Origin of the sequence: Faecalicatena contorta (assembly GCF_003149105.1) — a bacterium.
In the GTDB taxonomy this organism is placed as follows: Bacteria; Bacillota; Clostridia; order Lachnospirales; family Lachnospiraceae; genus Muricomes; species Muricomes contortus_C.
In genome coordinates this window covers 164,357-185,828 of the sequence record NZ_QGDS01000002.1, presented here as the reverse complement: position 1 = coordinate 185,828, position 21,472 = coordinate 164,357, and the positions used below count along the sequence as shown (strand labels likewise).

General features: G+C 49.5%; 24 protein-coding genes and 1 riboswitch. Of the genes, 14 read left to right on the top strand and 10 right to left on the bottom strand.

Going from position 1 to position 21,472, the window contains the following annotated elements:
- Positions 1 to 6: 6 nt before the first annotated feature.
- The 12 genes from cpaB to A8805_RS04210 all read left to right on the top strand — a co-directional run bounded on the left by cpaB (position 7) and on the right by A8805_RS04210 (position 9,955).
- Positions 7 to 873, top strand: coding sequence for a Flp pilus assembly protein CpaB (gene cpaB / locus A8805_RS04265; protein ID WP_109708968.1), 867 nt, complete (start codon positions 7 to 9; stop codon positions 871 to 873).
- Complete coding sequence (locus tag A8805_RS04260) at positions 873 to 1,688, top strand: zeta toxin family protein (RefSeq protein WP_109708967.1); 816 nt, start codon at positions 873 to 875, stop codon at positions 1,686 to 1,688. Before cpaB ends, A8805_RS04260 begins: the two co-directional genes overlap by 1 nt.
- Positions 1,685 to 3,208 (top strand): type II/IV secretion system ATPase subunit, encoded by a 1,524-nt coding sequence (locus A8805_RS04255; protein ID WP_109708966.1) that lies wholly within the window; start codon positions 1,685 to 1,687, stop codon positions 3,206 to 3,208. Before A8805_RS04260 ends, A8805_RS04255 begins: the two co-directional genes overlap by 4 nt.
- The gene (locus A8805_RS04250) at positions 3,205 to 4,134 is read left to right on the top strand and encodes a type II secretion system F family protein (protein ID WP_109708965.1); all 930 of its coding nucleotides are present in this window, start codon (positions 3,205 to 3,207) and stop codon (positions 4,132 to 4,134) included. The genes A8805_RS04255 and A8805_RS04250 overlap by 4 nt, the downstream gene beginning before the upstream one ends.
- A 10-nt stretch (positions 4,135 to 4,144) precedes the next feature.
- A complete protein-coding gene (locus A8805_RS04245; RefSeq protein WP_109708964.1) occupies positions 4,145 to 5,017 on the top strand; it encodes a secretion protein F in 873 nt (290 codons plus the stop codon).
- A gap of 16 nt (positions 5,018 to 5,033) precedes the next feature.
- Positions 5,034 to 5,690 (top strand): DUF3848 domain-containing protein, encoded by a 657-nt coding sequence (locus A8805_RS04240; RefSeq protein ID WP_242992267.1) that lies wholly within the window; start codon positions 5,034 to 5,036, stop codon positions 5,688 to 5,690.
- Positions 5,684 to 6,082, top strand: coding sequence for a DUF4320 family protein (locus A8805_RS04235; RefSeq protein WP_109708962.1), 399 nt, complete (start codon positions 5,684 to 5,686; stop codon positions 6,080 to 6,082). The genes A8805_RS04240 and A8805_RS04235 overlap by 7 nt, the downstream gene beginning before the upstream one ends.
- Positions 6,079 to 6,627 (top strand): hypothetical protein, encoded by a 549-nt coding sequence (locus tag A8805_RS04230; RefSeq protein ID WP_109708961.1) that lies wholly within the window; start codon positions 6,079 to 6,081, stop codon positions 6,625 to 6,627. The genes A8805_RS04235 and A8805_RS04230 overlap by 4 nt, the downstream gene beginning before the upstream one ends.
- A 111-nt stretch (positions 6,628 to 6,738) precedes the next feature.
- A complete protein-coding gene (locus A8805_RS04225) occupies positions 6,739 to 7,305 on the top strand; it encodes a DUF6550 family protein (RefSeq protein WP_109708960.1) in 567 nt (188 codons plus the stop codon).
- A 66-nt stretch (positions 7,306 to 7,371) separates the two neighbouring features.
- Positions 7,372 to 9,063, top strand: coding sequence for a hypothetical protein (locus tag A8805_RS04220; protein ID WP_109708959.1), 1,692 nt, complete (start codon positions 7,372 to 7,374; stop codon positions 9,061 to 9,063).
- A gap of 13 nt (positions 9,064 to 9,076) precedes the next feature.
- A complete protein-coding gene (locus A8805_RS04215) occupies positions 9,077 to 9,547 on the top strand; it encodes a hypothetical protein (protein WP_109708958.1) in 471 nt (156 codons plus the stop codon).
- Positions 9,548 to 9,616: 69 nt separating this feature from the next.
- The gene (locus A8805_RS04210) at positions 9,617 to 9,955 is read left to right on the top strand and encodes a DUF3852 domain-containing protein (RefSeq protein ID WP_109708957.1); all 339 of its coding nucleotides are present in this window, start codon (positions 9,617 to 9,619) and stop codon (positions 9,953 to 9,955) included.
- A gap of 111 nt (positions 9,956 to 10,066) precedes the next feature.
- Here A8805_RS04210 and A8805_RS04205 read toward each other — a convergent pair whose 3' ends face one another.
- Complete coding sequence (locus tag A8805_RS04205; RefSeq protein WP_018213991.1) at positions 10,067 to 10,414, bottom strand: hypothetical protein; 348 nt, start codon at positions 10,412 to 10,414, stop codon at positions 10,067 to 10,069.
- Positions 10,415 to 10,724: 310 nt separating this feature from the next.
- Entirely contained in the window at positions 10,725 to 10,883 is a 159-nt protein-coding gene (locus A8805_RS23095; protein WP_230974965.1) for a helix-turn-helix domain-containing protein, read from the bottom strand.
- Between the two features lie 29 nt (positions 10,884 to 10,912).
- On the opposite strand from A8805_RS23095, the gene A8805_RS04195 reads away from it, so the two are divergent.
- Both A8805_RS04195 and A8805_RS23090 read left to right on the top strand, forming a co-directional pair.
- On the top strand, positions 10,913 to 11,251 hold the full coding sequence (locus tag A8805_RS04195; RefSeq protein WP_230974964.1) for a (4Fe-4S)-binding protein: 339 nt from the start codon (positions 10,913 to 10,915) through the stop codon (positions 11,249 to 11,251).
- 227 nt (positions 11,252 to 11,478) lie between these two features.
- Positions 11,479 to 11,940 carry a cupin domain-containing protein gene (locus tag A8805_RS23090; protein ID WP_018214002.1) on the top strand — a complete coding sequence of 154 codons (462 nt, stop codon included), beginning with the start codon at positions 11,479 to 11,481 and terminating at the stop codon, positions 11,938 to 11,940.
- Between the two features lie 58 nt (positions 11,941 to 11,998).
- Here the strand turns inward: A8805_RS23090 and A8805_RS04185 are convergent, their stop codons facing one another.
- The 8 genes from A8805_RS04185 to A8805_RS04145 all read right to left on the bottom strand — a co-directional run bounded on the left by A8805_RS04185 (position 11,999) and on the right by A8805_RS04145 (position 21,201).
- Positions 11,999 to 14,536 (bottom strand): cation-translocating P-type ATPase, encoded by a 2,538-nt coding sequence (locus tag A8805_RS04185; protein ID WP_018214001.1) that lies wholly within the window; start codon positions 14,534 to 14,536, stop codon positions 11,999 to 12,001.
- Between the two features lie 113 nt (positions 14,537 to 14,649).
- A riboswitch (NiCo riboswitch) is annotated at positions 14,650 to 14,754 on the bottom strand.
- A gap of 274 nt (positions 14,755 to 15,028) precedes the next feature.
- Positions 15,029 to 15,904 (bottom strand): methionyl aminopeptidase, encoded by an 876-nt coding sequence (locus A8805_RS04180; RefSeq protein ID WP_026184156.1) that lies wholly within the window; start codon positions 15,902 to 15,904, stop codon positions 15,029 to 15,031.
- 49 nt (positions 15,905 to 15,953) lie between these two features.
- A complete protein-coding gene (locus A8805_RS04175; protein ID WP_026184155.1) occupies positions 15,954 to 16,295 on the bottom strand; it encodes a helix-turn-helix domain-containing protein in 342 nt (113 codons plus the stop codon).
- 293 nt (positions 16,296 to 16,588) lie between these two features.
- Positions 16,589 to 16,990 carry an arsenate reductase ArsC gene (locus A8805_RS04170; protein ID WP_109708956.1) on the bottom strand — a complete coding sequence of 134 codons (402 nt, stop codon included), beginning with the start codon at positions 16,988 to 16,990 and terminating at the stop codon, positions 16,589 to 16,591.
- A 12-nt stretch (positions 16,991 to 17,002) separates the two neighbouring features.
- A complete protein-coding gene (gene arsA / locus A8805_RS04165; RefSeq protein WP_109708955.1) occupies positions 17,003 to 18,739 on the bottom strand; it encodes an arsenical pump-driving ATPase in 1,737 nt (578 codons plus the stop codon).
- Positions 18,739 to 19,842, bottom strand: a complete 1,104-nt coding sequence (gene arsD / locus A8805_RS22810) for an arsenite efflux transporter metallochaperone ArsD (RefSeq protein ID WP_181392733.1) — start codon at positions 19,840 to 19,842, stop codon at positions 18,739 to 18,741. The genes arsA and arsD overlap by 1 nt, the downstream gene beginning before the upstream one ends.
- Positions 19,839 to 20,888, bottom strand: coding sequence for an ACR3 family arsenite efflux transporter (arsB, locus tag A8805_RS04150; protein WP_109708954.1), 1,050 nt, complete (start codon positions 20,886 to 20,888; stop codon positions 19,839 to 19,841). Before arsB ends, arsD begins: the two co-directional genes overlap by 4 nt.
- A complete protein-coding gene (locus A8805_RS04145; RefSeq protein ID WP_109708953.1) occupies positions 20,875 to 21,201 on the bottom strand; it encodes an ArsR/SmtB family transcription factor in 327 nt (108 codons plus the stop codon). Before A8805_RS04145 ends, arsB begins: the two co-directional genes overlap by 14 nt.
- Positions 21,202 to 21,472: the final 271 nt, after the last annotated feature.

The following is a 21,472-nucleotide window of genomic DNA, read 5'->3' as shown; positions in this document are numbered from 1 at the left end:
AAATCTATGAGCCTTTTCAAAAACCGCACGGTGGTCGGCGTGATCTGCATCCTTTTGTCCCTGCTCATCTGCTTCGGCGTGACGCCGCTGTTTAACCAGTCGGTCAGCCAGAAAACAGAAATCGTCCGCGTCGTCAAGGAAATCAAGGCAGGCGAGGAAATCACCAAAGAGATGGTGCAGACCGTGGAGGTGGGCGGCTACGGGCTGCCCGAAAATGTCCTGCGCCAGAGCGAAATCGTCATCGGCAAATATGCCACGGCCGATCTTTCCGTCGGGGACTATATCCTGAACACTAAGCTGTCCGATACCCCCGCTGCGGAAAATACCTATCTTTATAATCTGGATGGCACCAAGCAGGCCATGTCGGTAACCATCAAGAGCTTTGCGAACGGTCTTTCCGGCAAGCTCCAGAGCGGCGACATCGTATCGGTGATCGCCCCGGATTACAAAAAGCAGGGCTCCACCGTTATCCCGGCCGAGCTGAAATATGTGGAGGTTATCGCCGTCACCGCAGGCAGCGGCTATGACGCCAACCAGCGTGACGCTGGACCCAATTCGCCTTCGGCGTCTGATGAACGAGAACTTCCTGCAACCGTAACCCTGCTGGTGTCCCCCGAACAAAGCAAGGCGCTGGCGGAGCTGGAGTCTGACGGCAAGCTCCACCTGTCCCTCGTTTACCGCGGCACGCCTGCCAACAGCGCCAAATTTATCGAGGCGCAGGATCAGGTGATTGCCAGCCTGTACTCCGTTCCTGCCCCCTCGGAGAGCATGGGGGGCACGCGGGGGGAACGGGTTCCCGCCCGCGAGGCAGACAGTGAGCAAAGCGAACCAGCATCTTCCGCAGAAGATGCGTCTGCCAGGGAGGTGCAGTGATGCTGAACTTCAAGAAAAAGGGCATCTTCACCCGCCAAAATGCGGATAAGGATGCCCCGACGGAGCAGGAGCCGCAGGGCGGCATTCTTGCCGTTTGGGGCTCCCCCGGCAGCGGAAAAACTACCGTGGCGGTAAAGATCGCAAAGCACCTTGCCGACCGGAAGAAAAACGTGGTGCTGCTGCTCTGCGATATGACCGCGCCCATGCTGCCCTGTATCTGCCCGCCCTCCGAACTGGAGGGTGAGCATTCGCTGGGCAGTATTCTTGCCGCCGCCCATGTGACGGAGCCGCTCATCAAGCACAATCTGGTGACACTGAAAAAGCACAAATACCTCACCATCCTCGGCATGAAAAAGGGTGAAAACGAGTACACCTACCCGCCCTATGAGCAGACCCAAGCGCAGGAGCTTCTGGACAATCTGCGGAAAACCGCTCCCTTTGTTGTCGTAGACTGCGGCAGCTATATCGCCAATGACATTCTCTCCGCCGTGGCGCTCATGGAGGCCGACAGCGTCCTGCGCCTTGCGAACGCCGACCTGAAATCCGTGAGCTATCTCTCCAGCCAGCTCCCGCTGCTCCGGGATTCCAAGTGGGATGCGGAGAAGCAGTACAAGGTTGCCAGCAATGTAAAGCCCCGGCAGGCCGGGGAGCAGATCGGACAGGCGCTGGGCTCGGTGGCCTTTACCCTGACCCATTCGCCGGAGCTGGAGGAACAGTATCTTGCCGGGAATCTGCTGGCGGATTTATCCCTGAAGGACAGCCGTCAGTTTAGAAAAGAGATAGAAAAAATTACAAGGGAGGTATTCGGCGTATGAGTTTAGGTAAAAAGCGAAATGCCGCTGCGTTTTCGGGAAAGAAAAAGAAGCCGCAGGCTGCACAGGAACAGGCAAAAACGACACAAAATCAGCCAACACCAGCTGCCGCTTTGGGTAACACCGTGGAGCAAGAATCTGTAGTGAACCGCCCTGCGGAGTTGACCGGCACAAACCGCGCCCATGCGCTGTTTTTCACCCCTGAAGCCGGGGGAAAAGACTTTTCCACAGTGCTTGCCGAGGTGCAGGCGTACATCTCCGAGCATTACAGCACCCTGATCACCGAAGGCGGCGGGGACGCCAAGGCGCAGATGAAGCGGTACATCCAGAAATTCCTGCAGGATAACCGGGTGTCGGTCAACGGCATGAGCGGCAGCAGGCTGGCGGACGCCCTCTACACCGAAATGGCGGAGTTCGGGTTTCTGACCAAATACATCTTCGGCACCGGCATTGAGGAAATCGACATCAATTCGTGGCGGGACATTGAGGTGCAGTATTCCGACGGTCGCACGGTCAAGCTGGAGGAACGCTTTGAAAGTCCCCAGCACGCTGTGAATGTCATCCGCAGGATGCTGCATATCAGCGGCATGGTGCTGGATAATGCCAGCCCCATCGTGCTGGGGCATCTCTCCAAAAACATCCGTATTGCCGTTCTGAAAAGCCCCATTGTGGACGAGGATGTGGGCGTGGCGGCCTCCATCCGTATCGTCAACCCGCAGAGCATGAAAAAAGAGGATTTTGTGGGGAGCGGAACGGCAACCGACCCCATGCTGGACTTCTTATCTCTCTGCATTCGCTACGGGATTTCGGTCTGCGTGGCGGGCGCCACCAGCTCCGGCAAAACCACCGTGGCAGGCTGGGTACTGACCACGGTTCCGGATAACAAGCGCATCTATACCATTGAAAACGGCTCCCGTGAGCTGGCACTCGTCAGAGAAAAGGACGGAAAAGTGGTCAATTCGGTCATCCATACCCTGACCCGTGACAGTGATAATGACCGCCAGCGCATCGACCAGACGAACCTTTTAGACTATGCCCTCCGTTTTAACCCGGATATTATCGTGGTGGGCGAGATGCGCGGCGCGGAGGCAAATGCGGCGCAGGAGGCTGCCCGAACCGGCGTGGCGGTGCTGACCACCATCCATTCCAATTCCTGCGAAGCCACCTATCGCCGCATGGTGTCTCTGTGCAAGCGCGCCGTGGATATGTCCGATCAGACCCTCATGGACTATGTCACCGAAGCCTATCCCATTGTGGTGTTCTGCAAGCAGCTGGAAAACAAGCAGCGCCGCATGATGGAGATTCAGGAATGCGAAATTCTGCCCGACGGCACAAGGCATTTCCGCCCGCTGTATCAGTATGTCATTACGGAAAACCGCATGGAGGACGGCAAATTTATCATTGAAGGGCACCATGCGCAGGTCAATACCATCTCGGACAGCCTCGCCAAGCGGCTGCTGGAAAACGGCATGCCGCAGACGGTCATTGAACGCCTGCGGAAAAAGGAGGCGCAAACCGCATGACAACAATATTTTTAATGGCCTGCATCGGCATGATCGCAGGCTCTTTTCTTTTGCTCGGTCTCACTCCTATGGCATTTACGACCGCCATCTTCGGCAGGCTGACCGATCAGCCGAAAGCCCTCCGGGACGAAATCAATGAAACCACCCGCAGGAAAAAGAAATCCTATCTGCGCCGTGAAATTGCCGAGGTGCAGTCTATCCTCAAGGTCACCGGCCGGTCGGCACGCTTTCCCATGCTGTGCGCTTTGTCCCTGCTGTTCTTTGCCGTGGGTGCGTCGGCCGCCGTGATGCTCTCGAACTTTTTTCTGGTTCCTGTCATGGCGGCTGGCTGTATGCTCCTGCCGTTCTGGTGGGTAAAGCTCACTGCAAGCCACTTCAAAAAGGACATTGCGGCGGAGCTGGAAACGGCACTCTCCATCATCACCACGGCCTACCTTAGAAACGAGGACATTCTGACGGCGGTGGAGGAAAACCTCCCGTACCTGAATCCGCCGGTGCTGTCGGTGTTTCAGGGCTTTGTGTCCCGTGTACGGCTGGTGGACCCCGATGTGACGGCGGCGCTCCATGATGTGAAAACGAGGATTGATAACGCGGTGTTCCATGAGTGGTGCGACGCCCTCATTGCCTGCCAGCACGACCGCAGCCTCAAAACCACTCTGACCCCAATCGTCAGTAAGCTCAGTGATATGCGGGTGGTCAACGGCGAGCTGGAAACCATGGTGTTTGAGCCGAGAAAGGAATTCATCGTTATGGTGATTCTCGTCATCGGGAATATCCCGCTTCTGTATTTTTTGAATCAGGATTGGTACCACACCCTGATGCACACCCCGCTGGGGCAGATTATCCTGACCATCTGCGCCGCCGTAATTTTCGTTTCCACGGCGTTTGTCATCAAGCTCACCCAGCCCATTGAATATCGAAGATAGGAGGACGGACATGACAATCTATCTTGTTTTATTCGGAGTCCTCCTATCGGCAGGACTCTTTTTCCTTGCCGCCGATCTGCTGCATCTGCCCACTCTCGCCACCCAAAAGGCGATGCTGTCGGCAGGAAAGCAGACCAAAGCCAAGCCCAAAACCACCGATGCCCTGCTGCGAAATGCCGCTGTCCGGCTCTCCCGGTATCTGCGCATGGACGAATACAAGAAAATCCGGATGACAAATGTATTGTCGGCAGCGGGACTTTCCGACTCGCCGGAGCTGTTCATGGCAACGGCTATTGTCAAGGCGGCGGCCATCGGGCTGTGCATCATTCCCTGCCTGATTGTTCTGCCGCTGCTGGCGCCCATTGTGCTGTTTGCCGCTATACTGGTCTATTTCAAGGAAATCCGCAAGGCGGATGAGGCGCTGGCAGTCAAGCGCGAAAAAATCGAACAGGAGCTGCCCCGTTTCGTGGCGACCATCACCCAGGAGCTGAAGGCCAGCCGGGATGTGCTGTCCATGCTGGAAAATTTCAAGAAAAACGCGGGCGAGGACTTCGCCGCGGAGCTTGACATCCTCACGGCGGATATGCGCTCCTCCAGCTATGAAGCGGCGCTGACCCGTTTTGAGGCAAGGTTCAATTCGCCCATGCTTTCGGATATTACCAGAGGGCTGATCGGCGTACTGCGCGGGGACGACGGCGGGATGTATTTTCAGATGCTGGCTCACGACATGAAGCAGCTGGAGCTTCAGCGGCTGAAAGCGCAGGCGATGAAGATACCGCCGAAAATCCGGGTGTTTTCCTTTGCCATGCTCATGTGCTTTCTTATGACCTACATGGCGATTATTGTCTATGAAATCATTACATCCCTCGGCGGGATGTTCTAAGGGAGGTGTAAGCCAAATGACAGAACAGGAAATGATGACGCTTCTGCGCAAAAAGCTGGACAGCGGTATGGCGCGGTATCAAAAGGAGTGGCGGCAGAAACCGGCCTCCGAGCTGGTGGAGCTGGCGAGTGAGATTGCCGCTGCGCAGTTTGTGTACGGAGAATTATCCAGCGGCAGCTATTCCGCCGAATATATGGAGTATCTGCTCCGCTTCGAAAACCCGCTGGAGGTGGTAAAGGATCAGTGGATATCCGAACAGAATGTTGATTTCAGCGAGGAACTCACCCATGCCCTCTGGACGCTGTGGGACAAGGGCGAATCGGAATCAGAATATACCCTTGACCCGGAATATGCGCCTGTTTCCGCAGAGGAAGAAAGAGTCACCGTGCGGGAATTTATTGAAGCGCACCCTAATGCATCGTTTGACATGATGACGCCCGGCGGGTATGTGTACCTGACACCGGAAACCGCACAGCTTCTGCTGGCGGGACAGAGTGTGAAAGGAAATCCCAGCAGCGCTGAATTTGCCAGAGATGTTCCGGCGGAGGAGCTATTGGAGCAGGAAATCTGTACCGCTGAATTCAGTAAGGGCGCATGGCGTATTTTAAGTGACCACAACCCGGAACCACGGCGGGAGCAGGGGCCCTTTGAGCAGGGGGTGACCATGTGCTAAGAAAAATCCTGAGAAAGAAACGCGGTGAGGGCTACATTGACGTGGCTGTGCTGGTGCTGTGCGCTATGCTGGTCATTGCCCTCGCCGTAAAGGTGTTTCCCGTCTACATCCAAAAGCAGCAGCTGGACACCTTTGCCACGGAGCTGATCCGGGAGGCGGAAATTGCCGGACAGGTGGGCAGCGAAACCAGCCGCCGGGAACAGCTCCTGCGGGAAAAGACAGGGCTTTCTCCCAGCGTGGAATGGTCTGAAACCGGCAGAATCCAGCTGAACGAGGAAGTCACGGTAACGGTCACCTACCAGACCAATATCGGACTGTTCGGCGGCTTCGGCTCGTTCCCCATTACGCTGCGGGCGGACGCGGCGGGAAAGAGCGAGGTCTATTGGAAATGACGGATAAAATCAAGCAAATCCTAAGGGGAAAAGGCGGCGCGGGCTTTCCGCTGATCATCGCAATCACCCTGTCGCTGGTCATCATCTTCACTGGCATTTCTGAATATTTCCGGCTGATGATCATAGCGCAGGGTGTGCGGGATGCGGTGCAGGCAGCGGTCATCTCTACGGTGGTGGAGAATTACGATGACGTGTACCACGGTGTGCGGGAGGGCTATTCGGGCGCTTACCAACCCTATGCCGGGGATTTCGAGGAAAGTCTTGATTACGGCGATATCTATGACCGGTTGGACGGCATCCTTGGACTTGACTACAGCAGCGGATACCATGAAAAGCGCACGCCGGACGGCAAGCTGGAATTTAAGGTGTGGAATCTGGACGTGGACATCCGAAACGCCCCCCTTGCCTCCGGCGATCAAGCCTCCGCCCGCTTTGAAGCGGACAGCACCATCCTGCTGGAGGTTCCCGTATCCTTTGGCGGGAAGCTGCTGCAGCCCATGACCATCAAGGTCAAGGTCAGCGCCGGATACACCCCAAGGTTTTGACTGGTTTCAAAAGTTTTTCTATAATATAGATAGACTTTTTGAAAACTTCGTGGTAGGGTGTGAATTACAAGGAAAATCTCAAAATTTAACAAATAGGAGGAGAATACTCTTATGAAAAATATGAATCCCAAAATGAAGAAATGGCTGGCCGTCGCCGGTGGCCTCGCCCTCTGTGTGGTGCTGGTAGTGCTGATCGGGCAGCGGTTCCAGACGCCAGATCGGGTGGATGCGCCCCTCCCGTCCCAAAGCTCCGATGTAAGCGATGTGACGGTAGACCCGTCCGAGCCGGACAGCACAGAGAAAGAAAAAGAGGTCATCGTAACCCCGCCTGATACCAGCCAGCCGGTGAGTACCGACAACGGCGCGGTTTCCAGCGGCACCGAACAGACCATTCAGGGTAATGTGAGCAAGCCGGAATATACCGAGGAACAGCTCCAAGACCCTACGCAAAAGCCTAACGGCGAAAAGGTCGCCGAGCCTCCCACAGCTGTCGACCATGACAAGGTGGAACAGCCCAAGGAAACACCCAAAAGCGAGAGTCAGCCCCAGGGCGGCGAAACCAAGGATGGCAAGATTTATGTGCCGGGTTTTGGGTGGATCGATGATATTGGGGATGGACAAGGAACCACTGTGGATGGTGACGGCGATATCAACAAGCAGGTTGGCATTATGGACTAAATAAGAAAATACCCCATGGCACGGTTGAAAGATACCGTGCCTTTTTATTTTGTATAGGAGGTCAGGATGAAAAACCTACTTTTAAGAGTCCTGCCGCTGTTCCTCATCTTTTGTCTGCTCTGCCCGATGCCTGCTTTTGCCGACACCGGCGGCAGCGGAAACATTGACGGCGGAGGTGGTGGCATGGGGCAAGGAACCAGCACCAACTCATGGAACGGCGGCAACGAAGGTGTGCGTGTCACGGTGGTTCGCGCGAGCGATCATGTGGTAGTTACCACACCGATAGATTTTACAAATAAAACCCCCAGCAATGTTCGGCTACACTTTGGAGTGAAAAGTAAAATCAGTTATACGAATGGCCAGACACTTGTACCAAGTGTAGACCCGTATAAATTTATTAACCCTGGACAGACCATGCCCCGCATTATCAGCACGAACGGTAGCAATAACATCGAAGCTATCAAGAAATATTTCTGTTCCGAATATGTGGTCAAGCGCATTGCAGAGGTCACAGGCATGAATTACGATGTTCTCATCGGCGGTGAGTACAAGATACTTTTGGAGCCCATCGCCTACTACAAGTTTGAGGGCACCATGATTGCTACCACTGCCACCGAGGCAGCGCTCTATGATGAGCAGACCAGCGGCCTGTTAAGGCGACGCATGGTATCCCTCACCCACAAAAATCTGCCTCTCGCCATGTTTCTGGAGGTAAGTGACCTCGGCTATCCCGCGTGGGGAGGCAGCAAGACCAGCGCCGCGACCAACGCGGACATCAAGTCCAGCCTCGGGCTTGGCATCGTTCGTTTTGAGGAAAAGCCGGAGGCGCCGCAGATTGAAGCCTACGATTACGAGTACCGGGTCAACACCGACGTCATCACGGCGGTGCGGGTCAGCGGCGGTCAGTCCGACCCTGACAGCCCCACCCGTGTCAGCTTCAACATCGGCGGACAGACCTACAGCGTGGGCAATGTTTACTACCCCGATGGCGACAGCCAGCTTGCGTGGGTGAAATGGAGAACTCCCGATACCGAGCAGAACATGACCATTGAAGTGACAGTGTCCGGCCCCGGCAGCACGGCGAAAACGACCCTCAACGTGAAAATCGTTGACCTTGATAAGAACCCGCCGCCCAATCCCGTAGCGGATGATCGCAACGACAGCTTCTCCCGTGCTTCTGTCCCCAGCAGGGCGGTAAAAAGTACGGCAAACTGGAGCGTCTGGCGACCGTGGTGGCAGGAATATTGGGTGTGGCACAGCGGTGATGAGGACGATGATGGATATTGGTGTGACCACGGATGGTACGAATTTGATTTGGATCGCTACAGCGCCAGCCTGACCGCCGATATGAGCATCCAGTGCGACAGCAAAAATCCTACCGCCAGCGGAAGAACCATGAAATCAGGGTACGGCATCAACCAGACCGTCACCGGAAGTGTCAGTTCCAACCAAAGCGCAGCGGTGACCCAGCCGCAGAATGCTGTCAGCTATTTTCCCGAATTTGGCTACGAAACTTATTGGCGGCTCTTGGAGCGGATGGGTACAGGGCGGTTTGAGTTTCAGAAAAATCCCTATTCCACCTACAAAAATCGCACCCATTTCAGCCCGATCTGGATGCCGGACGGCGCCTATACTGTCAATACATGGCTCATAGACGCGTGGACGCCCGATGGGATGCTGTCCGCCAACCTGACCGACAGCCTGACCATAAAGGGCAATCTGTGGCAGGATTGGCATGCCGGTCCCCTCAAGCCGTAAGGGAGGGACGAAGATGGCATATGAACGGATTGAAGTTCCAAAAGGCAGCCTGTACCACTACAAGAAAAAGGAGCGGCTGGACGCAATTTTGCGAGATGGACGCATCCGGCGGTTCGGAGACCGGGAGTGCTGGTTCTACACCTCTCTTGTGGACACCCTGCGGCTTATGGAAATGACCGTCATGAAGGAGGGGCATCCTTACGTGGACACCCAGGGGCAGCTGCGAAAATACCCTGCTTTTGTACCGGAGGACTATGTCATCCTTCGGCTGGAACCGCGCTATCAAAATGGCGATTGGGTGCGCTGGAATCAGGAGCTGCCGCCCGGCTGTTCCGCTGAGCTCCTTGCGCAAGCGGAGGAATTCAGTGCTCTGAAAAAGGGATTCCGGGGCGACCAGAAGTTTTTCCGGAACCCCCAGGTGTTTGCGGTAGCTCCGCTTTTGGAGCAACAGACTCCGGGCATGGATATGACCATGCGTCTATAACACAGAAAAAGAACAAGGCGGCGGGAGCGATCCTGCGGCCTTGTTCCTCATTTCAGAAAGGTGGATTTTATGAAAAGATACAAAAAAATCGCACTGGCGCTCACGCTCGTTCTCATGGTAAGCCTGCTGTTCAGCACAACTGCGTTTGCGGCAAACGGCGATGTGGCTGGGGCAATCGAAGGAACGTGGAACGACGCCTCCAGCCAGATTAAAACCGTGGTCAACAAGGTGGTATTCCCCGCCATCGACCTGATTCTGGCGGTGTTTTTCTTTGCAAAATTGGGGACTGCATACTTCGACTATCGAAAGCACGGTCAGTTTGAGTGGGCGGCGCCCGCAATTCTGTTCGCCTGTTTGGTGTTCACCCTGACGGCGCCGACCTATATTTGGACTATTCTTGGCATGTAGACAAAGCAAGAGCCGTTGCGTCAAGTAAGATGCAACGGCTCAAATTCGTGATAAGTCAGATTTTATTGTGTAGGTGAAGTTAAACCACTAACAGAGGGTGTGCTCATACCCTTACACAATGTTTTCACCCAAAATAATTTTTGGCATAGTGGTTAAGCATCTGTTCCATCGCTTGTAAAAATGCTCTAACCCTAACTTTGACACCCTTGCGTGAGTTTCTTCATCTCTAACAGTCCAATGTAAAACATAAGTGACTTTGCCTACATTGCGTGTGAGGCGAACAGGCAATGCCCCTTCTTTAACGGCATTAAAATCTGTTTGGCGGTGGGTGCGTTTGATATATCTAACTTCAATAACACCATCCTGCTCCATATAAAAGGCGGCAACCTCTTTCATAAGTTGCTCAATTTCCTCTTGCTTTTCAATCTTTGCCTCATAGATACAAATTTCATTAAACATTTATTGCACCACCTCACACATTATATAAATTATATAAAACTTGCTCACCGAGCGTTAATTTCCCATGCTACCGTTTCACAAAAGTTTTACACGGCAGATATATAAAGTGAGTTTACCATAGTAAAGCGGAACTTTCAATTAAACAAATATGAACAATGGAAAGGACACAGATACTATGAAAAAGTCCGTTCGCCATCCTTTTGCAAGGATACTCTGGACGATTTTGGGGATGTAGACAAAGCAGGAGCCGTTGCATCAAGATAAAGATGCAACGGCTTAATTTCATAATCTAAAATAAGGGTAAAGCTTCTTAAGAAAAATACCATGGCTCACTGATAAATTTGATATATATTTTTTTGTTTGCAATCTCAATTAAGCCTTCGTCCTTCATTCGTTTCAGTTCCCTGAAAAGTGAGGGGCGTTGTACACCGAAGTAGTCAGCAAGCTGCTTTTTTGTGATAGGTAGCAAAACAGATTCCGATTTTTGCTGGGTAGAAAGTGCCAGAAGGTAATGAAGCAAAGTTTTTAGGTCCCAAGTTCATGGCCATTCGTTGGGCGCTCACTGTACTTGCCATAATCATCTTCTCATGGATTTCGGCAAAAATTATTCGGGATGAGGATCTACCGGGAGAAATGCTGGCTAAGCCCGGCCTCCATATTAACAAGGATGCCTGTATGGGCTGTACCCTTTGTGCAAAGAACTATCCCACACTGTTTATAATGCAAGGGAAAAAAGCTGTTGTCAAAGCATATGATAAACAGGCTCTTGATTATGAAAAACTCCAAAGTGTAATAAAGGCATGTCCGGTTCATGCAATAGAATATTCGGAACAATAAAGATAAGGAGTTATATCACAACGTGATGTAGCTCCTTATTTACTTTATTAAAAAGGTTGTAAGCCTATCTTTGTATCCAGGATTAATATCATCGAGAGGGGTTTAAGTGTAATTACCCTCAGGATTCAATCACCCTATTAATCCAATCGCATAAGATATATAAGGGTAATGCTATGCAATTTATAATTTTGTGATGTTACCTAAGCTGAAAAAGGAGGTGTTTTTTTGTGAGTCGATATAATGAAAACAGAAGGGGTTGCGGAAATCAGACCGTAGAGTCATGCCAACAAGACCATGGGCCTTATCCCTATGTTACCAACATTTCGCAAGCAACTGGGCGGAATCAGAACTATCGCACGACATTGTGGACTGGATGTCACCTGCAGTTAACTCTGATGAGTATTCCCGTATGCGGTGAAATTGGGTTAGAGATACATCCAGATACTGATCAGTTTTTGCGTATCGAACAAGGAAACGGTGTTGCTTTGATGGGAAACCGCAAAGAGCAATTGGATTTCCAGCAATGTATAGCAGCAGATGATGTTATTTTTGTCCCTGCCGGAACATGGCATAATGTTGTTAATAAAGGGCGATGCCCTTTAAAACTCTATTCAATTTATGCACCACCACATCATCCGCATGGCACAGTGCACAAAACTAAGGCAGATGCCGATAGATTGGGGGATTGAAACCACAATACATGTAAAAAAAGTAAGAGCCACGTGAGAATTCACGCAGCTCTTATTTTTATTGCATTGAACCATTTTTCAGTTTTTGTCGTTTTACCAGTTTCACTAACTCAAACCAAAACACTGCGATAAATGCAATAATAACAGCCTTTAATAACAGAGAAGCAGAAAGTGGTGCCAACTTTAATAAGCCATTGAGTGGCGAATACAAAATAATGCCAAGCATAGCCAGTGTACCAAGGTTAACTGCCCACATCACTTTGTCTTTCACAAGGCGCTTTACCGATTGAAAGGTAAAATCGTGATCAGAACTATTGACCTGTACAAGAAACAAGTTGGATAGCATGATAATTGCAAGCCCCATTGCCCGGGCAACTGGTGCATTATCAACATTTCCATCGAGGATTACGTAATACGTTCCAAAGGAGGCCGCAAAAATGATAAGTCCCTGCAAAATGCTTTTGGCTAGAGTTTTTGCGGTCAACAGTTTTTCCTTTGGATCTCGAGGGCTTCGCTCCATAATGTCTGCTTCGGCAGGCTGACGCTCTAGTACAATCGAGCAGGTAGGGTCAATGAGTAGCTCGAGCAGAACAACGTGGAGAGGAAGTAAAAGCAGTGCTGAGGGGGCAATGCCAAGGATTGGTGCAAGTAAGGAGGCAAAGGCAATGGGAATATGAATGGTGAACACATAGCCCACAGCCTTGCGAATGTTATCATAAATACGGCGACCGTCTTTTACCGTTTCTACAATAGTAGTAAAATTGTCGTCCATTAGAATGAGATCTGCTGCTTCACGGGAAACTTCACTGCCGCGTTTACCCATTGCAATGCCAATATCGGCATATTTGAGAGCGGGTGCATCATTCACGCCATCACCGGTCATCGCGACAATTTCACCGTTATCTTTGAATGCTTTTACAATACGCATTTTATGTTCAGGAATGACACGAGAAAAAATGCTGACATCCTTCACTTTTTCACGCAGTTCTTCATCGGTCATTTCGCTTAGCATATCGCCTGTAATGATATGGTCGCTGTTTTGCATACCGATTTTCTTTGCGATAGACGCGGCGGTGATGCCATTATCACCTGTAATCATAACAACACGAATACCCGCTTTATTGCAAACGGCGATGTCTGCTTTTACACCTTCACGGGGTGGGTCGGCAAGCCCGATCAGTCCGCAAAGCGTTAAATGGCAGTCTGTGATCTGTGCAGGAATTTCTGCTTCACTTTGTAGCTTTGCAGTGGCAACTGCAATTACACGCAAACCTTGTTTGGACATTTCGGTGATCTTCTGTTCTGCTGTTTGTTTTTCTAAATCTGTAAGCTTACAAATAGTTAAGATACGCTCAGGGGACCCTTTTGCGGCAACGGTAATTCCGTCATCTCTGCGCCAAATATGCCCCATCATCTTCAACTCATTTGTAAAGGCATATTCGCTGATTAGTTCTCCAGCAAAAAGATCTTCCTTTAAAATTCCAAGGGTTTCGCAATGCTTGAGCATTGCCTTTTCCATTGGGTCATAGGCATCGGTCTCGCAGCCCATACCCATTACTTCACAAAGTGCTATGGTGTTGCCATCAGTAGCCCACGTATCCTGCACGGTCATCTGATTCATCGTGATGGTACCTGTTTTATCTACGCATAGCACAGATACGGCGCCAAGCGTTTCCACTGAAGGCAACTTGCGCACCAGTGACTGCTTTTTGGCAAGTCGCCAAGCTCCCATTGATAAAAATACCGTGAGGATGACAGGAAACTCTTCTGGAATCATTGCCATGGCAAGGGTGATGCCCGACAAAATGCTTTCAATCAGCCTGTCGCCAAAGCTGTGGTCAGGAATATTTAGCCATGTGAATATTCCTACAAGGGCAAACAAGACTGCAGCAATTCCTGCGCATAGTTTAACAAGACTTCCGGTTTGCTTTTGTAGGGGTGTGGGTTCCTCTGGTGCAGATGCAACATTAGCACCGATTTTTCCATATTCGGTGCTGCCACCAATTTTATCTACCAGTACCGTTGCTGTGCCCTGTGTAACCAGCGTGCCAGCATAACAATAATCACGCCGCCAATAGTCGCTTGTTGAATCTGCACTCTCAGTGTTGATTTTCCACACACCTTCCGCTTCGCCGGTCAACGAAGATTCATCGACACACAGGTCGTTACATTTTATTATAATGCCGTCTGCCGGGATTTTAACCCCCTCATAAATCATCATTAAGTCGCTGGGCACAAGGTCAGCACTTGCAATGGTTTGCTCCTTGCCATCACGAATAACAGTGACATGCGGGGCAGATAAATCTTTCAGGGCATTTAGGGCTTTATCGGTTTTCCATTCTTGAATTACATCAATGCTAATGATGCCCACCACAAAAATGAGCATAATCGCACCATCCCTGGATTCTCCCAGAATAAAATAAATGGTCGCAGCAACAATGAGCAGTAAGAACATTGGTTCGCAGATAATATGCAGGATTTTTTTGAAAAAGCTTTCTTTTTTCCGTGCGGTCAATTCATTCTTACCATATTGCTCCTGCAATCGTTTTGCTTCGGTGGCGGTTAAGCCAGCCATGTTTTGCTTTTTGTCTGTCATAAAAGTTACCTCCGTTTTAGCCTTTCGGCAGTCGTTTGATAGCTCTATGGCACTCCATTTCGGGGTCATGTGTTCCATCAGGGTATAAAAAATAGCACACCTATGGAACATACTACTGTCCCACAGATGTGCTCAAATTGCAATCTGTTGCCGCTCATTGGGCGGCCCGGCCCCATGACCTTTACAAAAAGGTTCATCGCCTGCTCAGTTTGTACTGTTGATCTCGCATTCATGCTGAATGTAATGCAGTGCAAAGAGATTCTATATATTATATGCAAGATTGCAATCATTGTCAACCAGAATATTATAGAAGATGTAAGGAGAATTAAAATGAAAACAAAAATCCGTTCACCGTCTTTATGCAAGGATTGTCTGGACTATTCTTGGCATGTAGTAATAATGAGTAGGTCCAGTTCTGCAAGGAGCTGGGTCTGCTCATTTAGGTTCTCATTATGCTCATAATAAGAAATTCTGGTTATTCCTAACTGTTCATTAATATGCCAACACCTCATAACCAGTTTCGGTTACTAACACCTGTTTTTCCCATTGCGCAGAAGGCTTCCCATCAGCAGTGCGAATAGTCCAATTATCACATTTATCTGTTACTATATTGGATTTTCCCATATTTATCATAGGCTCTACAGTAAAAACAAGTCCTGGGACTAAGAGCATTCCTGTTCCTTGCTTTGTCACATAACCGACCCAAGGATCTTCATGAAATTGTAGACCAATACCGTGGCCTCCGATTTCTCGAACGACAGAATATCCATTTTCCCTTGCATGGTCTTGAACAGCTTGCCCAACATCACCAAGAAATCCCCACGGTTTTACCTGTTCAATGCCCAGCTCCACACACTCTTTCGCAACATCAACCAGTTTTTGTTTCTCAGCGGAAACAGCACCAATGCAAAACATGCGTGAAGAATCTGAAAAAAATCCGTTATAAATTGTAGACACATCAATATTTACAATATCGCCGTTTCGCAGGAATATACGATCAGAGGGGATACCATGACATACAACATCATTAATTGAGATACACACGCTCTTAGGGTATCCGTCAAAATTGAGTGTTGCTGGAACGCCTCCCAGTTCCTTGGTTTTTTCGAAGATAAGCCGGTCAAGCTCTTCCGTGGTGATTCCATCAACCGCATAATTTGCAATGAAATCCAGTAAAGCGATGTTTCGTTTGCTGCTTTCCCGAATACCTTCAATCTGTTGTTTTGTTTTAAGCAATTTTCGATAAGGCACTTCATATCCCTTTAAGCGGTAGATTTCAATTTGCTCATCAATAGGGCCATGACATTTCTTATATTTTCGACCGCTGCCACACCAGCAGAGATCATTTCTTCCAAACTTGTCAGACATTTTATCTCCTCGCATTTACAAATTCGGAGGGAGCAATACGCCCTATAGACTAAGGTGAGCTAAGAGAAACACCGGAAGTTTTCCGATATTGGCGTGGCGAGCATTGAAACGCTTGTGAAAAAGCTCTTGCAAACGCTTCAGATGACGAGTACCCATATCGAAAAGCAATATCGGTTATTCTGTCATTGGTTATGCAAAGATCATTAGCAGCAGCTTTTAATTTACATTGGGCAAGAAATTGTTTATATGTCATACCCATGTGCTCCCGAAACTTTGTAGAGCAGTAATACGGTGAATAACCAACATATGATGACATATCTTGCAGGCTTGGGCTTTCTGTTATGTTATTTTCTACCCACTTTGCCATTGTTTCTATTGTTTGAACAGACATTTGCTTCACTCCTTTCTCCAGTATATCAATTCTCACAGACAATTACCTGATATAAGTTGCACATATGAGATAAAGTGCTTGCCGATAATCTCCGTAATTTGGCTGCAGCAGGAGTTTACGGATGCCTTTAATTACTGTACAGATTATAAATAATTAGCAATTCAAATACTTGTTAAAAGTTATCGTACCATATGTTGCCGCAAATTTCCACTGTCCTTATGCAAGTATTGACTGGCAGATACTTGGGATGTAATAAAATGGCCGGCAGGCGTCGAAGCGTCTGCCAGCCATTCCTATAACGATTCATTTTGGATGCGTTCCTTAAGGTTTAAAATTTTGTCTCTGATAAGAGATATGGTTTCCAGAAATATGACATCATCCATGCCGCTGGGGTCATCCAGCCCCCAATCCTCTCGGTGCTTGCAGGGCAGAAAAGGACACTCCACATTGCAGCCCATTGTAACAACAATGTCTACGGGCGGGATGTCGGACAGCAGTTTGGAATACTGCGCCTTTTCCATGTCAATTCCATAGCGTTCTTTTACGAGCCGCACAGCATCTTGGTTGATTTCTGGCTTTGTTTCCGTTCCGGCGGAATAACACTCGAACACATCGCCTGCGAAATGCTTGCAAAGGGCCTCTGCAATTTGAGATCGGCAGGAGTTATGCACACAGATAAATGCAACCTTTTTCATTTTCTTTCGTCCTCAAAGGGTGAGTAATTTTTCTCCCCGGATATCCTCGGCGCTCCAACGAATAACCGCAAAACAGCCGTGGGAAAGTTCATCCACCTTGTTGATCCATTCGACTTCATGGCTTGCTTTGGCTTTCAAAAGCTCATTGCTCGTTTCGGTGGCGTACAGGGAGGAATTGATCACCCACCATCTTGTTGCGATCTCCGCACGTTTCAAATCTTCCTCTAACCGCATGGCTTCAAAAACAGGCGTGGTTTCGGCAAGGGTCACGATAATAACCGCCGTTTCATCTGCATTGCGGAGCCGGGGCAGCAGCTTTTTAACCGCTTCCGGGATGTCCCCTTGTGTACGTTTAACCTCACGGTGGTAGCTCTGCGTGGAATCAAGCAGCAACAGCGTATGGCCGGTGGGTGCCGTATCAATGACGACAACCTCATTTTCAGCCCGATCAACAATTTCGGCAAAGGCGCGGAACACGGCGATTTCCTGTATGCAAGGAGAGCGCAAATCTTCCTCCACATAGGCAACATCATCTTCTGACATGGTTTCCCGCGCTTTTTTCAGCACTTCTTCCTGATAACGCCGAAGCTCTTCCTTTTCGTCAATATGGCTCATGGTAATGCCGCTCGCTTCGTCCATGACAAACTTTAGGTGGGCGGCGGGATCGGTGGTAGTCAGGTGTACCTTTTTTCCCTTGGCCGACAGGCCAAGGGCTATGGCGGCGGCAATCGTCGTTTTCCCAACACCGCCTTTGCCCATCGTGAAAATGACTTTTTTACCGCTTGCATCCAAATCGTCAATGACTTTGCGAAGCGTGGGAATATCGGTGGTATTTAAGGTATCACCGCTCATGGTAAGGCTGTCTTTTTGGAGCAGATTTCGAACGTTTTCCATGCCTGTGATGTTGTAGGCGCGCAGCGGCACAAAGTAGGCCGCAATGTCTTTTAACCCGGCAGGCATATCGGCAAGCGCCTTTTGTTGTTTGGCATACAGGCTTTCGGAAATGCTATCGTCAAAAGAAGAAAGTACGCCGTTGACAATCAAAAGTTGATTGTCAACGCCCAAGGCAGCAAGTTCACTTGAAGCCCGTTCCGCTTCTTTGAGGGGAGAGCTTTCGGGACGGGATACAAGGACAAGGGTTGTCAATTGACCGTTTGCTAAAGTAGCCACTGCTTGTTTATACATTTCCTTTTTATCTTCGAGGCCCGAAAGCTGCCCCAGGCAAGATGCCCCATGTGTGCTTTCGCTGATAAAATTACTCCATGCGCTCGGCAGTTGCAGCATCCGCAGGGTGTGGCCGGTGGGGGCGGTATCAAAAATAATATGGTCGTATTCCTCTGCGGCCGTTTCGTCCGTAATGAAGTTCGTAAACTCGTTGAAAGCGGCAATTTCCACCGTACAGGAGCCGGAAAGCTGTTCCTCCATGTTGACAATAACTGATTCCGGCAGCTTTTCACGATAGGGTGCGACAACACTTTCCCTATACTCCGCCGCAGCTTGTATCGGGTCAAGGTTGGCAACGAAAAGTCCCGGTACTTCCACAATCGGTACGCCTTTACCATCAAGCTCGGTGCTGAACACATCTTGCAAGTTAGAAGCAGGATCGGTACTGACAAGCAGCACCTTTTTCCCGTTGTCGGCAAGGGTCACGGCAGTGGCGCAGGCGATAGAGGTTTTCCCAACGCCGCCCTTGCCGGTATAGAACAGATATTTTGTGAGGTTAAGATGTTGCAAATCAAATTGTTTCATTAGCAGCAGCCCTCCGAACAGCAGCACCCGCCATCTGCTTTTTTCGTTTCAGTCGCCTCCAGATAGGAAACCGGGATTTCCAGCCATGCTGCGATTTCCGCATTGGTGGGGTACGCCTTCGTCTTGACAATTTTTCCGTCAACGACCGTGGCGGGTAAAGACTCCACGCCATCACCCATGATGAGCTTGTTGATGTCGGTGTTGTTGATGAATGCTTGCGGGGCGCTGTTCAAGTTGAAACGAGCGGCGGTAATGCCGTTCTTTTGCAGATTATTGAACACGGTGGAAATGCGAAGCAGTTCGGGATCGACTCCGATACCGCAGATGCCGGTTTCACAGCACATGGCCGGTTCGTAAATAGACATTGTTTTCATGGTAGCACTCTCCTTATAATGATTGAATATTTTTACTATATCGGGATAACAGCATACACCTTTGGGATTATTGACGGCGCAGTTGCTGTCTTTCATTGCGCCTGTCAGTTTGATAACTTCATCAACAGTTTTGGCGCCCTTGTTCTGAATGGCATTGATGATGTCATTCTCTGTAACGTGATTACAATAGCAAATGTACGCCTGCGATACTTCTGTTTTTTCATTATGCACTAAACTACTGTTTGACGGTGCATCACCACAGCAACAGGCGCTATCACAGCAACCGCTTTTCCCTGTAAAAAATCGTTCGAGATTGTCTGGCAGCGTATAGGCTTCTGTTACTTGAGGTTGCCCACCGTAGATGGCCTTTAAGATGCCGTCCACGATCATCGGTACGGGCGGCTGTTCGTAGTTTTGCCCCTCGTAGACGAACACCCGGCAGTCAACGTTATCACCGCAAAGATCACCACAATCTGCGCAGTTGCTTTCCACAAGTTCGCTGCAAATATCCACGCCGTTCACACGGATGGTTGGGGAGCTTATAAAGCGGTATTCTTTCGCAAGTTCCCTCGTTGAGATATTGAGGGTGTTGACCTTGACTTCGAACCCAAGCGTATCAAACACGCCTGATAGGACATGAAGCGCCTGTTTGAGCGTTTCATCCGTTGCCATGCACCGCTCACAGGTATTCAAATCGAGGTAGAGAAAATCAATGGCAAGCTGCTTCATGCTGTAAACCACCTTTTCGTGTTATTTGCAATCTTAACGAGGATTAGCATTACTGGCACTTCGGTCAGTACGCCGACAATGGTAGCCAATGCCACGGGAGACTGTGCGCCAAACAGGGCGATGGCAACCGCAACAGCAAGCTCAAAGAAGTTTGATGCACCGATCATTCCGGCAGGGGCGGCGATGTTATGCGGCAGCTTGAGCGCCTTGCTTGCCAAGTATGCGATAAAGAAAATTAGGAAGGTCTGAATAATTAGCGGCACGGCAATCAAGACGATGTGCAGCGGGTTTTCCAAAATGACATTACCCTGAAACGAGAAAATAAGGATCAGCGTCAAAAGTAGACCCGCAACAGTTATGTTGTTCCATTTCGGCAGGAATGTATGATTAAAGTAATCCTCGCCTTTGTGTTTGATAAGCTGTGTCCTCGTGATAATACCCGCCGCAAGGGGAACGACAACAAACAGCGCCACCGATAACAAAAGCGTATCCCACGGGATGGAAACGCCTCCTACGCCAAGCAGGAAAGCTACGATTGGCGCAAAGGCAGGTAGGATAATGAGGTCATTGGTTGCAACCTGTACCACCGTGTAAGCAGGATCGCCCTTTGTCAAATGGCTCCACACAAATACCATCGCCGTGCAGGGAGCAGCTCCAAGCAGGATGGCCCCGGCCAGATAGTCCTTTGCCAAGTCCGCAGGAATGAGCGTTTTGAATATCACAAAGAAAAATAGGCTTGCAATACCGAACATGGTAAAGGGCTTAATCAGCCAGTTTGTCACCCACGTTACAAAAAGTCCTTTTGGATTTTTCCCCACGTTCTTAATGCTCTTGAAATCCACCTTTAGCATCATGGGAAAAATCATCAGCCATATTAAAATGGCAATCGGAATGGACACCTGTGCATACTCAAACCGACCTAAGAGTGAGGGGACGGCGGGTAAAAACTTGCCGATTAGAATACCCACCGCCATGCAAAGTAGCACCCATACCGTTAGATACCTCTCAAAAAAGCCGATACCTTGATTTTGTTTATTTTTTCCCACAATTACACTCTCCTTCCTTACAAATGCAATCCTCTTTGTCGATGGTAATGGCACATAAAAAGTTTTTGAAGTCCTGCACTTTTTCGCTATTCAGTGAATAATACATCCATTTGCCCTCTTTACGTCCATTTACCAAACCGCAATCACAGAGTATTTTCATATGATGAGAAAGGGTTGGCTGCGTAATATGGAACTTCTCTAAAATCTTGCAGGCACAAAGCTCACCGCAGGATAGCATATCCACGATCATAAGCCGGTTCGTGTCTGCAAGGGCCTTGAACAGCCCGACATTTTCAGCATATTTATTGCTCAATTAAATCACCTCACATAGATAATGGTCTATGTGTATTATATGCCAACACATAGATGAATGTCAATGTGTTTTGGTGTTTTATTTCGAGAGTAAAAAAGACGGCAGAAAGCCGCCAGTTTTACCTTGCAATATATAAACAATCAATCGTGTATAGGAGGAGTTAACACATGAAAGAAAAAATACGTTCACCATCTTTATGCAAGAATACCCTGGACGATACTTGGTATGTAACGAAAGAGCAGGCCGATTTCTGTCTTGCAAAATCGGCCTG